Annotated in this window: 14 protein-coding genes; 7 read left to right on the top strand and 7 right to left on the bottom strand. The window is 55.3% G+C overall.

The window, feature by feature from the left end; translation table 11 throughout:
- The first annotated feature begins 6 nt into the window (after window positions 1–6).
- From EL098_RS16300 to tatE, 7 genes are all read left to right on the top strand, one after another.
- The gene (locus tag EL098_RS16300) at window positions 7–1260 is read left to right on the top strand and encodes a TolC family protein (protein ID WP_126357179.1); all 1254 of its coding nucleotides are present in this window, start codon (window positions 7–9) and stop codon (window positions 1258–1260) included.
- Entirely contained in the window at window positions 1260–2726 is a 1467-nt protein-coding gene (locus EL098_RS16295; protein ID WP_126357178.1) for an efflux RND transporter periplasmic adaptor subunit, read from the top strand. Before EL098_RS16300 ends, EL098_RS16295 begins: the two co-directional genes overlap by 1 nt.
- Window positions 2723–5842: an efflux RND transporter permease subunit gene (locus EL098_RS16290; protein WP_126357177.1), complete on the top strand. Its 3120-nt coding sequence runs from the start codon at window positions 2723–2725 to the stop codon at window positions 5840–5842. Before EL098_RS16295 ends, EL098_RS16290 begins: the two co-directional genes overlap by 4 nt.
- A 196-nt stretch (window positions 5843–6038) precedes the next feature.
- Window positions 6039–6608: a lipid IV(A) palmitoyltransferase PagP gene (gene pagP / locus EL098_RS16285; RefSeq protein ID WP_126357176.1), complete on the top strand. Its 570-nt coding sequence runs from the start codon at window positions 6039–6041 to the stop codon at window positions 6606–6608.
- Between the two features lie 196 nt (window positions 6609–6804).
- Window positions 6805–7014, top strand: a complete 210-nt coding sequence (gene cspE / locus EL098_RS16280) for a transcription antiterminator/RNA stability regulator CspE (protein ID WP_004100146.1) — start codon at window positions 6805–6807, stop codon at window positions 7012–7014.
- A 357-nt stretch (window positions 7015–7371) separates the two neighbouring features.
- Window positions 7372–8160, top strand: coding sequence for a deaminated glutathione amidase (locus EL098_RS16275; protein ID WP_126357175.1), 789 nt, complete (start codon window positions 7372–7374; stop codon window positions 8158–8160).
- Between the two features lie 129 nt (window positions 8161–8289).
- On the top strand, window positions 8290–8487 hold the full coding sequence (gene tatE, locus EL098_RS16270) for a twin-arginine translocase subunit TatE (protein ID WP_038474744.1): 198 nt from the start codon (window positions 8290–8292) through the stop codon (window positions 8485–8487).
- 85 nt (window positions 8488–8572) lie between these two features.
- Here tatE and lipA read toward each other — a convergent pair whose 3' ends face one another.
- The 7 genes from lipA to mrdB form a co-directional block, all read right to left on the bottom strand.
- Window positions 8573–9538 (bottom strand): lipoyl synthase, encoded by a 966-nt coding sequence (gene lipA / locus EL098_RS16265; RefSeq protein ID WP_061277483.1) that lies wholly within the window; start codon window positions 9536–9538, stop codon window positions 8573–8575.
- A 239-nt stretch (window positions 9539–9777) separates the two neighbouring features.
- The gene (locus EL098_RS16260; protein ID WP_126357174.1) at window positions 9778–10734 is read right to left on the bottom strand and encodes a YbeF family transcriptional regulator; all 957 of its coding nucleotides are present in this window, start codon (window positions 10732–10734) and stop codon (window positions 9778–9780) included.
- Between the two features lie 241 nt (window positions 10735–10975).
- Window positions 10976–11620: a lipoyl(octanoyl) transferase LipB gene (gene lipB, locus EL098_RS16255; protein WP_126357173.1), complete on the bottom strand. Its 645-nt coding sequence runs from the start codon at window positions 11618–11620 to the stop codon at window positions 10976–10978.
- Window positions 11621–11694: 74 nt separating this feature from the next.
- Window positions 11695–11958, bottom strand: a complete 264-nt coding sequence (ybeD, locus tag EL098_RS16250; RefSeq protein WP_126357172.1) for a DUF493 family protein YbeD — start codon at window positions 11956–11958, stop codon at window positions 11695–11697.
- Window positions 11959–12218: 260 nt separating this feature from the next.
- Window positions 12219–13430, bottom strand: a complete 1212-nt coding sequence (dacA, locus tag EL098_RS16245; RefSeq protein ID WP_126357171.1) for a D-alanyl-D-alanine carboxypeptidase DacA — start codon at window positions 13428–13430, stop codon at window positions 12219–12221.
- 143 nt (window positions 13431–13573) lie between these two features.
- Complete coding sequence (gene rlpA, locus EL098_RS16235) at window positions 13574–14779, bottom strand: endolytic peptidoglycan transglycosylase RlpA (protein WP_126357169.1); 1206 nt, start codon at window positions 14777–14779, stop codon at window positions 13574–13576.
- 16 nt (window positions 14780–14795) lie between these two features.
- Complete coding sequence (gene mrdB, locus EL098_RS16230) at window positions 14796–15908, bottom strand: peptidoglycan glycosyltransferase MrdB (RefSeq protein ID WP_126357168.1); 1113 nt, start codon at window positions 15906–15908, stop codon at window positions 14796–14798.
- Window positions 15909–15910 lie beyond the last annotated feature (2 nt).

Below are 15910 nucleotides of genomic sequence, written 5' to 3'. Positions count from 1 at the left end.
GTTGCCATGAAACGACACACCCTGAGCCTCTGGCTTGGCGGGGTGCTGTTGGCTACGTCTGTCTCCGCCGCTCAGGCGGCGGAGTTCAGCCTGCAACAGACTCTGCTGGCCGCCGAGCACTATTCTGCGGCGCTGTCCGCTAACCGTAACCAGAGCGACGCGCTAAACGCGATGGCTGATTCTGCCCGGCAGCTGCCCGACCCGAAGCTCAAATTTGGTATTGAGAACGTACCGGTGCAGGGCAGCAATAACCATCGTTTTAGCCGCGAAGGCATGACGATGCAGCGGATTGGCATCATGCAGGATTACGTTAGCGAGGAAAAACGCGACCGTAAGGCTGAGACCTTTCTTGCGCAATCCGCCAGCAGCCAGGCCAAAGCGGAAGTGATTCGCGCCAACCTTCAGCGCGACACCGCGCAGGCGTGGTTGGATCTGGCGTTATCCGAGCGGGTGCTGGCTGCGGCACGCAAGCTGGTTAATGAAACCGAGCGGCAGATCGGCGTTCAGAAAGCCACCGTCGCCAGCGGCACTTCGCCTGCCTCAGGCGTGGTGGACATCCGCATGACGCTGCTGACGATGCAGGACAAAGTGACGCTTGCCGAGCGCGATGTCACGCTGGCACAAACCCGCCTGCTGCAGTTGACCGGACAGCCGGTGGAGAGCGTGAGCGGGGCCTTGCCTCGCTATCAGCGTTTGCCTGCTGCCGCAGGGGTACTTGAAGAGGGCGTTATGCAGCATCCGGAGGTGATTGAGGCTGCCCGTGAGGCTGATGTTGCCCGTGCGAAGTCAGCGCAGTCTGCCGTTGCCGCCAAACCAGACGTTGGCGTGGAGGTTTATTACGGACGCCGCGCTGAAGGCTATGACGATATGGCTGGCGTGATGTTCACCGTCGATCTGCCGCTGTTCAAGTCGCAGCGCCAGGACAAAGACTACTCGGCGGATGTTTCACGCGCGATGGAAGCTAACGATCAGCTGGCGCTGGCTCGCCGCGAACACGTTGCTTTGGTTCGTACGCTGGTGGCGAACTACCAGGCGGCGCAGAGCGTCTGGCAGCGCCAGCAGGATCAGGCTTTACCGCTCCAGCGTCAGCGCCTGTCGCTGCTGGAGTCTCAGTACCGGGCCGGCCAGTCCTCCCTGGCCGAGCTGCTGGCCGCCCGCCGGGATCTGCTGGACAGCGAACTGACTGCCAGCAGCGCTGAAAAAGCCGTTGCGACCAACTGGGCCGCGATTCGCTACCTCACGCCTCAGGATGTTAACTAATGAAAAAATCACTCAACTTTTCCCTCCTGGCGCTGGCGGTGGTTGCCGCTCTGGCCGCAGGCTATTACGCCGGGAAACAGCAAACTTATCATCAGCAGCCAGACCCGCAGGCTCAGCAGGAGAGCGGGCGTAAAGTCCTTTACTGGTACGATCCCATGGTGCCCGGGCAACGGTTCGACAAACCGGGCAAATCGCCGTTTATGGATATGGCGCTGGTGCCGCGTTACGCGGATGAAGTGACCGACGACGGCGGCGTGACGGTCAGTAACCGCCAGCAGCAGAACCTGGGGATTAAAACGGCTGCCGTTGAGCGTAAATCTCTGAGCGTTCCGTTCGCGGCTTTCGCCACCGTTACCCTGGATGAACGCAGCGTGCAGATAATCCCGGCCAGCGCCAACGGCATCGTTGAAACGCTTTATGTCAAAGCCCCGCAGCAGTATGTGAAGGAAGGCGAGCCTCTGGCACAGCTATGGTTCCCCGAGTGGACGGCGGCGCAGCAGGAGTATCTGGCCGTGCGCAAGCTGGGAGACAGCGCTTTAACCGCCGCGGCAAGAGAACGACTGCAGCTGCAGTTTATGCCTGCCGAAGTGGTTCGCCAGGTTGAGCGCAGCGGCAAGCCGCAAACCCGCGTCATTGTTCGCGCGAAACTAGCCGGTTATGTCAATAAGCTTGAGGTGCGTGAAGGGCAGCAGGTAACGGCTAATGCGCCGCTGTTCGAAGTGGCAAGTCTTGAATCGGTGTGGATTGTGGTGGATTACCCTCAGTCACAGGCTCAGGCTCTGCAGCCGGGAAGCGAGATTGTGGCGACGGCGGATAGCTGGCCTGGAGAAGTGTTCCACGGGCGGGTAAGCGAGCTGCTGCCGAATCTTGAAACCGCCACCCGCACGCTGAAGGCGCGTATCGTGCTTGATAATCCGCAGAGGAAACTTAAGCCCGGCATGTATCTGGGCGTCCATCTGGCGAACTCGCAGCCACGCGCTGCCGTGCTGGCCATACCGGAGGAGTCGCTGATTGAGACCGGGAGCCAAAGTCGCGTGCTGGTTGCCGAAGAGGGCGGCCATTTCCGCCCGGTTAACGTGGTGCCGGGCATCAGCGATAAGGGCTGGGTGGAGATCCGCTCGGGGCTGAATGAGGGAGAGAAAGTGGTCACTTCCGGCCAGTTCCTTATCGACTCGGAGGCAAGCCTGAGAAGCGCTTTGCCTGAAACGGAGAATCAGCCAAAAGCCCTGCCCGCAGTGAAAACCTACGACGGTGAAGGCGTGGTCAAGGCGGTCAGCGCGGATGCCATTACTATTGCCCATCATCCTATCCCGGCGCTTAACTGGGGAGCCATGGTGATGCCCTTTGCGCTGAAATCGCCGACCAGCCTGAAACCGGGTGATTCGGTGATGTTCAGCTTTACGATGGATGACGAGCAGGGTGCCGTGATTACCCACCTGATGCCGATGACGGAGGCGCACAAATGATTGCCGCCGTTATTCGCTGGTCGCTTAAAAATCGCCTGCTGGTGGTGCTGGCCGCTATCATTATGGCAGCGTGGGGCCTTTGGTCGCTGCAGCGAGCGCCGCTGGATGCGCTACCGGATCTCTCCGATGTACAGGTTATTGTGCGCGTCAGTTATCCGGGCAAGGCACCGCAAATCGTTGAGGATCAGGTCACTTATCCGCTGACCACCACCATGCTGTCCGTGCCGGGCGCGAAAACGGTGCGTGGATTCTCAATGTTTGGCGATTCCTATGTTTATATCTTGTTCGACGACGGCACCGATCCCTATTGGGCGCGCTCCAGAGTCCTTGAATACCTGAGCCAGGTTCAGTCTCAACTGCCGCCGGAGGCCAAAGCCTCACTGGGGCCGGATGCTACCGGCGTTGGTTGGGTTTATGAGTATGCTCTGGTGGACCGAACAGGGAAACACAGCCTTGCCGACCTGCGAGCCCTGCAGGACTGGACGCTGAAATTTGAACTCAAAACCGTCCCGAACGTCTCCGAAGTGGCGAGCGTGGGCGGTATGGTACGTCAGTACCAGATCGTGCTCGATCCGGAACGGATGAAGGCGCTGAATATCACCCATGAGCAGGTCATCAACGCGGTGAAGAGCGCTAATCAGGAGGGGGGTGGCTCGGTGCTTGAGATGGGCGAGGCCGAGTATATGGTTCGCACCTCCGGCTACCTCAAAAATTTGGATGACTTTAAGCAGGTCGTTATCACCAGCCGCGATGGCGTGCCGGTGCTCCTTTCCGACGTTGCTGCCGTCAGGCTAGGACCTGAAATCCGCCGCGGCGTCGCGGAGTTTAACGGCGAAGGTGAAGTGGCGGGCGGTATTATCGTCATGCGCTATGGCAAAAACGCCCTTGAAACGATCAATGCGGTAAAAGAAAAGCTGGCTCAACTGCAAAAGAGTCTCCCGGCAGGCGTTGAAATTGTGCCGGTCTATGACCGTTCCCATCTGATTGAAAACGCGATTGAAACGCTCTCCCATAAGCTGCTGGAAGAGTTTATCGTTGTGGCTGTTATTTGTTCGCTATTTCTGTTCCACTTCCGCTCCGCGCTGGTGGCGATCGTCTCTTTGCCGCTCGGCATCCTTGGGGCGTTTATCGTCATGCACTATCAGGGCGTCAATGCCAATATTATGTCGCTTGGCGGGATTGCTATCGCCATTGGCGCGATGGTCGATGCGGCGATAGTGATGATCGAGAATATGCATAAGGTGCTCGAACAGTGGCGGCATGAACATCCCGGGGAGCAGCCGCGCGGCCCGGATTACTGGCAGCTCTCACAGCAGGCTGCCGTAGAAGTGGGGCCTGCGCTATTCTGCAGCCTGCTGATTATCACCCTTTCATTTATCCCGGTTTTCTCTCTTGAAGCGCAGGAGGGGAGGATGTTTTCGCCGCTGGCGTTTACCAAAACCTGGTCCATGGCGGTAGCCGCGGGGCTTGGGATTACGCTGGTGCCGGTGCTGATGGGCTGGTTTATCCGCGGCAAGATCCCTGATGAAAAAGCTAACCCGATTAACCGCTGGCTTATTGCGGCCTACGAGCCCGTGCTGGAAAAGGTGCTCGACAGGCCGAAGATCACGCTTGCGGTTGCCGGCGTGCTGATGGTGGCGACGCTTTGGCCGCTAAGCCAGCTGGGAAGCGAGTTTATGCCGCCGCTGGATGAAGGTGACCTGCTGTATATGCCTTCGACGCTGCCGGGTATATCAACGCGTGAGGCGGGGCGGCTGCTGCAACAGACCGATCGTCTGATCAAAACCGTGCCGGAGGTTGCAACGGTATTCGGTAAGGCCGGGCGCGCCGAAACGGCCACCGATCCGGCACCGCTGACGATGATTGAAACCACCATCCGCTTTAAGCCGCGCGACCAGTGGCGTCCGGGAATGACGATGGACAAGCTGGTGAATGAGCTGGACAACGTGGTCAAAGTGCCGGGGATTGCCAACGTGTGGGTTCCGCCTATTCGCAACCGCCTGGATATGCTGGCTACGGGGATCAAAAGTCCGGTAGGGATAAAGGTGAACGGCAATAATATTGCCGCCATTGAGTCGGTCGCCGAGCAGATTGAGCGCGTGGTGAAGCAGGTGCCAGGGGTGACCTCAGCGCTGGCCGAGCGTTTGGGCGGCGGGCGCTATGTGGATATAGACATCGATCGTCGTAAAGCGGCGCGCTATGGCGTTTCAGTGAAGGAGCTACAGTCGCTGGTGGCTACGGTTATCGGAGGCGAGAACATCGGCGAAACCATTGAGGGGCGCGAGCGGTTCCCGATAAACGTGCGTTACCCGCGCGAGCTGCGGGATAATCTGCAAAAATTGCGTGATTTGCCGGTTATCACCGCTAACGGCAGCCAGCTGGCGCTTTCTGAACTGGCTAATATCGCCATCACCGAAGGGCCGCCAATGCTGAAAAGTGAAAATGCCCGCCTTTCAAACTGGGTTTATGTTGATTTGCGCGGGCGTGATTTGAAGTCTGCCGTGGAGGATATGCAGCGTGCGGTGGCCGAGCAGGTTAAATTGCCGGAGGGCGTTTCGCTTTCATGGTCAGGGCAGTTTGAGTATCTGGAGCGTGCCACCGCGAAATTAAAAATCGTGCTGCCCTTTACCTTGTTAATCATATTCGTACTGTTATATGTCACCTTCTCCCGGGTGAAGGATGCGCTATTAATTATGGCTACTTTGCCGTTCTCATTAATTGGTGGCGTCTGGCTGCTCTATCTGCTGGGGTATAATTTGTCGGTGGCCGGTGCCGTTGGCTTTATTGCCCTGGCGGGGGTGTCTGCGGAATTCGGTGTGATTATGGTGCTTTATTTAAACCAGGCGCTTGCCAGACATCAAAAAATGGATGAGGTGCAGGATCGCGGCATGCTGCGACGCGCTATTCACGAGGGGGCGGTGCTGCGCGTCAGGCCTAAGGTGATGACCGTAGCCACCATTATTGCCGGTTTGTTACCTATTATGTGGGGGAACGGAACCGGGTCAGAGGTGATGCGACGTATTGCCGCACCGATGATTGGTGGAATGATAACGGCGCCGCTGCTGTCGATGCTGGTTATCCCTGCGGTATATCTGCTTATTAAAAAGCAGAAATAAGCTTTGTGTGCCGAAGCGTATATAATTATGCGCTTCGGCTTGCAATCTTATTCATTATTGTGTGGGGGTTATTTAAGAATTTAATGTATTGACAAAAGAGTTTGGCAGTTTTCTTCCTAAGTCATGTGCTGATTTAGCTTTCATTGAGATATAATTCAGTAAGGTACCAGTCGAATTTTAATACGGTAATAAAGACGTGACTTACGCTAATAAACTGCTGTCAATTTTGATTTTTGTTTGCACACTTGGGGCGAGCGCTTCTGCTGCTGCGGATGGCGGCTTTTTCAGCAACGCATGGGAGACTTTTTCCGGCCAGGTGTCCAAAACCTGGCACGAACCAGAACACTACGATCTTTACGTGCCGGCCATCACCTGGCACGCTCGCTTTGCTTATGACAAAGAGAAAACCGATCGTTATAACGAGCGCCCCTGGGGTGCCGGTTTTGGCCAGTCGCGCTGGGATGAAAACGGCAACTGGAACGGCATCTATCTGATGGCTTTTAAAGATTCCTTTAACAAGTGGGAACCTATCGGCGGTTATGGCTGGGAGAAAACGTGGCGACCGCTGCGCGACGATCGTTTCCATATGGGGCTGGGTTATACCGTCGGCGTAACCGCACGTGATAACTGGAACTATATTCCGATCCCGGTTGTGCTGCCGCTGGCCTCCATCGGCTATGGCCCGGCAACGTTCCAGATGACCTATATCCCCGGCACCTACAATAACGGTAACGTCTACTTTGCCTGGCTGCGTTTCCAGTTCTGATTTTGTACGGCCAGCAGTGGGTAAAAAGTGGGGTTTTTTATACCCCTTTAAAAACAAGGTGTAATGCGCAAGCCAGTAAAAAGTTAGCGACTTTTATCACTTTTTAGCAATTCTGGACTGGACAAAAGCCACCACAATTGTTGTACTGATGCCCGACACAGCATTAGTGTCGTTTTTTCATGTAAAGGTAATTTTGATGTCTAAGATTAAAGGTAACGTTAAGTGGTTTAATGAATCCAAAGGCTTCGGCTTCATTACTCCGGAAGATGGCAGCAAAGACGTGTTCGTACACTTCTCTGCAATCCAGAGCAATGGTTTCAAAACCCTGGCTGAAGGCCAGCGCGTTGAGTTTGAAATCACTAACGGTGCCAAAGGCCCTTCTGCTGCAAACGTAATGCCTATCTAAGTCATTACCAGTAGAATATAAAAACCCGCTAAGGCGGGTTTTTTTTTGCCTGCAATAGCTCAGGCAAACAGGTACGCTTTCAAAAACAGCGCCACGATCGCCACGGTAATCAGCACGCTCGTCCAGCCGGTAATTTGCTCTTTCATCGCCAACTCTCTCCAGGGATATGGCTGGGATAGTGGCAGAGAAAAATTAAGCTAACATTAACGCCGGGGACTTATTGGCTGACGAAGCGAGAAACGAGCCAAAATGCGAGCGCGGTCATCATAAAGGCGCCGGCGAGGTTAAGCTGGACGTTAAGGCCGGAAGATTTATACCCGGCGTGCTGTTATTAATCCTTTGAGCGGCGAGGCGAGTATGAGGGTTGCAGTAGGGCAGTTTGTTGTGGGGCCGGTCTGGCAGAAAAATGCGGCAACCTGCGTCACCCTGATGGCGCAGGCGGCGCAACAAGGGGCCGATCTGCTGGTGCTGCCGGAAGCGGTGTTAGCAAGGGATGAGAGCGACCCTGATATGTCGGTAAAATCAGCGCAGCCGCTCGATGGCAGCTATGTAGCACAACTGCGAGCGGAAAGCCGGAAGAACGCGATGACAACGGTGTTAACGATGCATGTTCCTGGTCGGGCAGGGCGGGCGGCTAACACTTTACTGGCTATCCGCAGCGGCGAGATTGTGGCGAGCTATCAAAAAGTCCATCTGTACGATGCCTTCAGCGTGCAGGAGTCCCGGCTGGTGGATGCCGGGAAGAGTATCGCCCCCCTGATTAAAGTGGCCGGAATGAACGTCGGGCTGATGACCTGCTATGACCTGCGTTTTCCTGATATGGCGTTGAGCCTGGCGTTAAGCGGCGCCGAGGTTCTGGTTTTGCCCGCGGCCTGGCTCAAAGGCCCGCACAAAGAGGCTCACTGGGCCACGCTGCTGGCCGCCCGAGCGCTGGATTCGACCTGCTACGTGGTGGCTTCCGGTGAGTGCGGGAATAAAAATATCGGTCAGAGTAGAGTTATCGACCCGTTAGGAGTGACCGTCGCTGCGGCAGCGGAGGCGCCTGAACTGATTTTTGCCGAGATAACTGCGGACCGGGTGGCGGCGGTGAGGGAAATGCTGCCGGTGCTAATCAACCGACGTTTTGCGCCACCTCAAATGTTATGATGTTTTTTTAATCAAACCTTGATTCACCTTGTTACAGATTGCTATTGTGTCGCGCGGACAAATGTCCGTTAATGCAATCAGGTCTTTTATTCGCCGTTGCCACGGCACGCATCACAAAAGAAGGTAGGTATGGGAGAGATTAGTATTACTAAGCTGCTGGTTGTCGGCGCGCTGATCGTATTGCTGTTTGGTACCAAGAAGCTACGCACGCTGGGCGGCGATCTCGGTTCTGCCATCAAAGGCTTTAAGAAAGCGATGGCCGAAGATGACAACGGCAAGAAGTCCGATACCGAAGCACCTGCAGAGCGCATCGTTCACAAAGACTGACCGACGGCTGCAAAATAAAAAACCGGCTCAAAATGGCCGGTTTTTTTATGCATGTCGGATTAAGCGTAACAATATGTAACGGCTGTTACTTCACTTCCATCCCTTTTGCCTGCAGATCGGCATGGTAGGAAGAGCGTACGAACGGCCCGCAGGCTGCATGGGTGAAGCCCATAGCCAGCGCTTCCGCCTTCATCTCTTCGAACTCATCCGGGCTAACGTAGCGCTGCACCGGTAAGTGATGGCGGCTTGGCTGCAGATACTGGCCCAGGGTCAGCATAGTCACGCCGTGGCGACGCAGATCGCGCATTACCTCAATGATTTCCTCATTGGTTTCCCCAAGACCTACCATCAGGCCTGATTTGGTCGGGATATGCGGGTGTGCTTCTTTGAAACGTTCAAGCAGCTTCAGCGACCAGTTGTAGTCCGCGCCCGGACGCACGTTGCGGTAGACGCGCGGCACGTTTTCCAGGTTGTGGTTGAACACGTCCGGCGGCGTCGCGGTCAGGATGTCCAGCGCGCGATCCATACGGCCACGGAAATCCGGCACCAGCGTCTCAATCTTGATGGTTGGATTTTTTTCGCGGATTGCACGGATACAGTCTGCAAAGTGCTGGGCACCGCCGTCGCGGAGATCGTCACGGTCTACGGAGGTGATGACCACATAGCGCAGGCCCATATCGGCAATAGTTTGCGCCAGTTTTTCTGGTTCGTTAGCGTCCGGCGCCACCGGGCGACCGTGTGCTACGTCGCAGAACGGACAGCGGCGCGTACAGATGGCGCCCAGAATCATAAAGGTCGCGGTACCGTGGTTAAAACATTCCGCGAGGTTAGGACAGGACGCTTCTTCACAAACGGAATGCAGACCATTTTTGCGCATCGCCGCTTTAATGCCCTGGATACGGGTTGAGTCAGACGGAAGTTTGATTTTCATCCATTCTGGCTTTCTCAACAGCTCCTGGCGCTCTGTCACCACGTTTTTAACCGGGATCAGAGCCATTTTATCGGCGTCGCGGTATTTAACGCCGCGTTCCATCACAATGGGTTTGCTCATAGGGTGCGTATTCCAGTTGCGGATAATGAAATCAGGCTAATTCAAGCTAAGTTAGGATCTATCAACTATTTTTGAATTAATGGCCGGGAGTATATCATCACGGCCAGGGAGAATCAGTATACCCCAACATGAAATGGAGAAAGAATTGTAAATGGGTTGTTGTTTTGTGCTAAATACCAGGTTAACAACCGTGGTGTTCACCGCCGATACCGCCGCCGGAAGGTGAAAACCACTGCGGCTCAGGTAAACTCGTTGTGGATGGCTTTGATTATCTCCTGCAACACCGTATCCCGTACGCTGAGTTTGTTGTAGTGCATGCTGGTTTCCATCGTTTTATCGGCAAACAGATCGCAGTCAACGGCCCGCAGGTTCCAGGTCTCTTTAAACATCTCATACAGCCGCCAGGGCATGAAGCCCAGCAGATCGCTGCTGCCAAGCAGCGAGGAGAGCGTGACATAGTTGTAGCTGCTAAACGCTATCTGCCGGTTAGGTAATCTCTCGCTAATCTGCTGGCGCAGGTCCCGAAGCAGGTCATCCTGCATGATCAGGAAAGTGTGCTCCATACTTTGCAAATCTTCTAAGGTCAGCCTCTGTTTAAGGCACGGGTGGCCTTCCCGACAAACCACGGCGATGCTCTCCTGGTAGAGCGGCACGCTGGTGATCGTTCGTGCGTAATGGCGGCCGGTATCGATAATCAGGTCGGTCTGAAACTGGCTAAGCTGTGATTCACCATCGTTAATCGGCACGTTGCGAATCAGCAGGTTAGGGTTAACTTTGCGGATCGCAGCATAGACTTTAGGGATAACTAAAGCCCCAATGGACGGCTGGGTGGCGATAGTAATGGTGCGCTGCTGATCGTTGCTGCTGTTAAAATCCAGCGCGCCAAGAATGGATTCCAGACCCTGGCTGATATATTCGTGCAGGTGTGCAGCATAGGCCGTTGGCGTCACGCCCTGACCTTTACGAATGAAGAGGGGATCGGGGAAAATATAGCGCAACTTTTGGATAGACTGGCTGATAGCCGAGGGGGTGAGGTTAAGCACCCGGGCAGCGTTTACAATGCCTTTATGGATGTAGACCGCTTCGAAAATAGTCAGCAAATTTAAGTCTATGTTGCGTAACGTTTTGAATACGGGATAGTTGTTTTCACCATCACGTTCCACGATCTTTTTCTCAGCTAGTGGGTTTTGCCCCATGCCTGGTCTCCGCTATAAAATAAAGAATATTATATTTATAGATAAAAATAGCGATGTTGGGAGGTCCTGCTGGGTTATTTTACGAATGATAAAAATTAATCGGTCAGAAATCACTCTGGCTAGCCATATTATTTAAATAATGACTCAGGTGAATTAATTTGGTGGGTGATTATAACGGACGAGGATCAGATTTCAGCGGCGATAATTTCAGGCCAGAAGAGGAAGTCAGCTGGCCGGTGATTTAATTCGCGGAGCGATATTCGTGAGGCGGGTGGTTTAGCAGGGCAAGAAAGTTTTCTACCAGCCGCGGCTGAACGTCCGCAACGGTAACGCCTTCGACAAAATGGCTGACCTGCGTCATCTCCAGCCCAGCGTAGCCGCACGGGTTAATGCGCAGGAAAGGTGACAGATCCATATTGATGTTAAGCGCCAGGCCATGGAAGGAGCAGCCTTTACGGATGCGAAGCCCAAGCGAGCAGATTTTACGTCCATCTACGTAGACGCCCGGAGCATCCGCTCGCGGATAAGCTTCAATGCCCAGCTCTGCCAGCGTGTTAACCACCGTTTGTTCCAGCATGGTCACCAACTCCCGCACGCCGAGCTTGCGTCGTTTCAAATTCAGCAGCAGATACATCACCTGTTGACCCGGGCCATGGAAGGTCACCTGGCCACCGCGATCGCTTTGAATGACGGGGATATCACCCGGCATCAGCACATGCTCGGCTTTACCGGCCTGACCCTGGGTGAAAACCTGAGGGTGTTCAACCAGCCAGATTTCGTCGGGCGTGGTTTCGTCTCGGGTATCGGTAAAGTCATGCATTGCCTGCGAGACGGGTTCATAAGGCTGTAGGCCAAGGGTGCGGATCAGGATAGTGTCTTGAGACAAAACTGTGTCTCCGGGAGGAAAAGGTGGTTGGAAGTATATCATAGCAAAAACCCGGCCTGAGCCGGGCTATCGGATTACAGCACCATACGAACGATTTCGATGTTGCCTAATTCTTCGTACAGCGTTTCAACCTGCTCAATGTGGGTAGCATTGATGGTAATGGAAACGGAGTGGTAGTTCCCTTTGCTGCTTGGTTTAACCTGCGGGGTGTAGTCACCAGGGGCATGGCGCTGCACTACCTCAACGACCAGATCAACCAGCTCCGGTTTCGCCTGCCCCATTACTTTATAAGTAAAAGAGGTGGGGAATTCGAGCAGTTCGTTCAGTTTGGTTTTCATGGTAGCTCCAGCGTTACGGCAATAAAAATATTAACTCCCGCCAGCGGGAGGGAGTAGGATTACGGGTGAACTCAACTGTGGTTCAGCGTCTGAAAACCGGACTTCTGTAAACAAAGAATCGGATTTTCTGGTCTGCCCCAAACGGTCGAAAACCACGTTTTTCGGCCGTTTGTTATCAATAATAACTCCCGCCAGCGGGCGGGAGTTGCTTTGATGCTAAGTATATGGGGTCAAGTTAGACACTTTCAAGTGTTCGATAATTAACCGAACCAGTGGTGGAACATCAGCTTGATGTAATCGATGATTCGGCTGAAGAAATTCCCTTCCGGCATTTCCTGCAGTACGACCAGCGGACGCTGCTCGATAGTTTTGCCATCCAGCTGGAAGTTAATGGTGCCAACAACCTGGTTTTTCTGCAGCGGGGCATGCAGCTCAGGGGTGGTCAGCACGTAGCTTGCCTTGAGATCCTTCATGCGCCCACGAGGAATGGTCAGATAGACGTCTTTATCCACGCCGAGGGATGCACGGTCGTTATCGCCAAACCAGGCTGGCTCGGAGGCGAACTCTTTCCCGGCTTTCAGCGGAGAAACGGTTTCAAAGAAGCGGAAGCCCCAGGTCAGCAGCTTTTTGCTCTCGGTCTCACGCCCTTTGTAGGTGTGACCGCCGAGTACCGCTGAGATCAGACGCATCTGGCCTTCGGTTGCGGAAGCCACGAGGTTATAGCCTGCGGCATCCGTGTGGCCGGTTTTGATCCCGTCCACGTTGAGGCTGGTATCCCACAGCAGGCCGTTACGGTTGGTCTGACGGATGTTATTGAAGGTGAACTCTTTCTCTTTGTAGATTGCGTATTCGTTCGGGACGTCGCGGATCAGCGCCTGGCCGATCAGCGCCATGTCACGCGCAGAGCTGTACTGGCCTTCTGCATCCAGGCCATGCACGGTCTGGAAGTGGGTGTTTTTCAGGCCGAGGGCGGAAACGTAGCTGTTCATCAGGCTAACGAAGGCATCCTGGCTGCCGGCGACGAAGTCGGCCATCGCCACACAGGCATCGTTACCGGACTGCAGGTTGATGCCGCGCACCAGCTTGTTGACCGGCACCTGCATACCTGGCTGCAGGAACATCAGGGAGGAGCCTTTAAACACCGGGTTACCGGTGGCCCAGGCATCTTTGCCGATGGTAACCATCGCATTGTCATCGAATTTGCCGGCTTTCATCGCCTGGCCGATAACGTAGCTGGTCATCATTTTGGTAAGGCTTGCCGGGTCGCGACGCGCGTCGGCGTTGGATTCGGCCAGCACTTTGCCTGAGTTGTAGTCGATCAGGATATACGCTTCTGCATCAATCTGCGGGACGCCCGGGATCATGGTTTTAATATTGAGGTCGTCAGCTTGAGCAGAGGCCATGGCCGCGAAGGCGAGAGCCGAGGTGAGCGCCAGGCGCTTAACAAAACGTGCAGAAAGAGCTGTATTCATGATGAAACTACGACGTCCGTGATGGAATTAAAAAAAGTGCCTTACTATAGCAAAAGCATTTTTGACTGGCATCCCACTTTGCACGTGAGTTTGTTAATGACCTTTACACAAACTTACGGGAAAGAAATATGCCAGTCATGGTTTTACATAGACGGTGCGTTGGTCACAAAGGACTGCTGCTGCGCTTCCGACATCAGGCGCTGCTGCAGGGCGGCAGCCTCATTGCGGCTGCTGAACGGGCCAAGCTGAACGCGATAAACCGCACCGTTATGGGAAACTGCGCCCGGGACGCCAAACTGCTTGCTCAGCTTCTGCTGCCACTGGCTGGCGCGTGAGCCGTCGCTGACGGCGCCCACCTGAACAACATAACGACCGCTGCTGGCTGGGGTGCTGGTTGCCGCCGCGCTACGCTGCACGTGGCCCTGGACAGAGCCGGGTGCCGTGACTGGTGCGGCAACGGCAGGCGCAGGCTGTTCAACGATAGGCGCCGGCTGTGGGGCGACTGGCGGGGTCGGCGTTGCAGCGGCTGCCTGCTGTGCAGCTGGCGCTGCGGCTGCAGGGCTATCCGGCGTTTCTATCACGCCTGCTGCCAGCGGCGTTGGCGCGCCGAGAAAACCGCTGCTCTGAACCGGCGCGCCGGTAGCATCCGCGCTTTGCAGCGTGGCGTTGCTGATAGCGCGTACGTCACCCTGAGGTGCCGCTGGCTGGGCAGGGGAGGATACGCTTCCCATGCCGCCGCTAAGATCCGGGCGTGCCGGCAGAGCATAGGTTTGTTTTGCGATAGTGGTACAGGCGGTGCCCGGGCCGGACATCGTGCCATCCTGGGCGACGATAATAGGGTCGATACGCACTTTGGTATTGTTCGAAGTGTTTAACCTGTCCGCCGCAGCGCGGGAAAGGGAGATCACCCGGTCGTTGCCGTAAGGGCCGCGATCGTTGATACGTACCACAATCATGCGGCCATTCGCGAGGTTGGTGATTCGCGCGTAGCTTGGGATTGGCAGCGTCGGATGCGCGGCGGTGAGCGCGTTGGGATCAAACGCTTCGCCCGAGGCGGTCAGGTTGCTACCCGGCTCGGCGTCATAGATGGCCGCGAAGCCAGACTGGCTGAAGTTTGCCGGGTTCTGAACAATCTTGTAGCTTTTGCCGTTGTTCTGATAATCCTGATTGGCCGACGGATTCAGCGGTTCATAGCGTGGCTCCGCGCCGCTGATTTCCACGACTGGACCATTGCATACCACCGGCTGCGGCGGCTGATTAACCGGCTGCTGGCTATCATCATTTGACGAACATGCTGCCAGTAAGGCTGCTGCGACGCAGACGCCTGCCCACCGTTTTTGCTTACCCATTGCGCACCTCATCCAGTTACACGCTTTTTGATAACATTTTTCTGTGTGTGTGTATCGACATAACGATACCGAACCCGGCCATCAGAACGATGAGCGCCGACCCCCCGTAACTGACGAGCGGCAGCGGCACGCCGACCACCGGTAAGATACCACTAACCATGCCAATATTTACAAATACATAGACGAACAGGATTAGCATCAGTCCGCCGGCCATTACGCGACCAAAGGTGGTTTGCGCGCGGGCGGCAATAAACAGGCCGCGCATGATCAGCAGCAGATAAAGCACCAGCAGCACCAGAATACCCACTAATCCTAGCTCTTCAGCCAGCACCGCGAAGATAAAGTCCGTATGGCGTTCTGGCAGGAACTCAAGCTGAGACTGCGTGCCGTGCAGCCACCCTTTACCCCGCAGGCCGCCGGAGCCGATGGCGATTTTTGACTGAATAATATGGTAGCCCGCGCCCAGCGGATCGCTTTCCGGATCCAGCAGCATCATCACACGCGCACGCTGGTAGTCATGCATCAGGAAGAACCACAGGATAGGCACGAAAGCCGCAATCAGCAGCACGGCAACCAGAATAAGGCGCCAGCTCATGCCGGAGAGGAACAGCACAAACAGACCCGAGGCGGCGACCAGGATGGAGGTGCCAAGATCGGGCTGCGCGGCAACCAGCAGGGTAGGCATAAAAATCAGGATAAGCGCAATGCCGGTGTTTTTCAGCGTTGGCGGGCAAACGTCGCGGTTAATAAAGCGGGCGACCATCAGCGGCACCGCAATTTTGGCGATTTCTGAAGGCTGGAAGCGCACAAATCCTAAATCCAGCCAGCGCTGCGCCCCTTTTGAAATCGCCCCGAAGGCGTCTACCGCGACCAGCAGGATTATGCAGAAAATATAGAGGTAGGGCGCCCATCCTTCGTAAACGCGAGGCGGGATTTGTGCCATAACGACCATGATCACCAGCCCCATCAGGATCTGGCCGACTTTACGCTCCATCATGCCCATATCCTGACCGCTGGCGCTCCAGACCACCAGGGCGCTGAAGACCAGCAGGGCGAGGATGGTCACGAGGAACGTCGGGTCGAGGTGGATCTTATCCCAAATCGTCTTTTTATTAGGATTGTCAGTCATGC

The organism is Cedecea lapagei, from assembly GCF_900635955.1.
Taxonomy (GTDB): Bacteria; Pseudomonadota; Gammaproteobacteria; order Enterobacterales; family Enterobacteriaceae; genus Cedecea; species Cedecea lapagei.
Note: the sequence above shows the minus strand (reverse complement) of the source record. Positions and strands in the feature narration are given on the sequence as shown.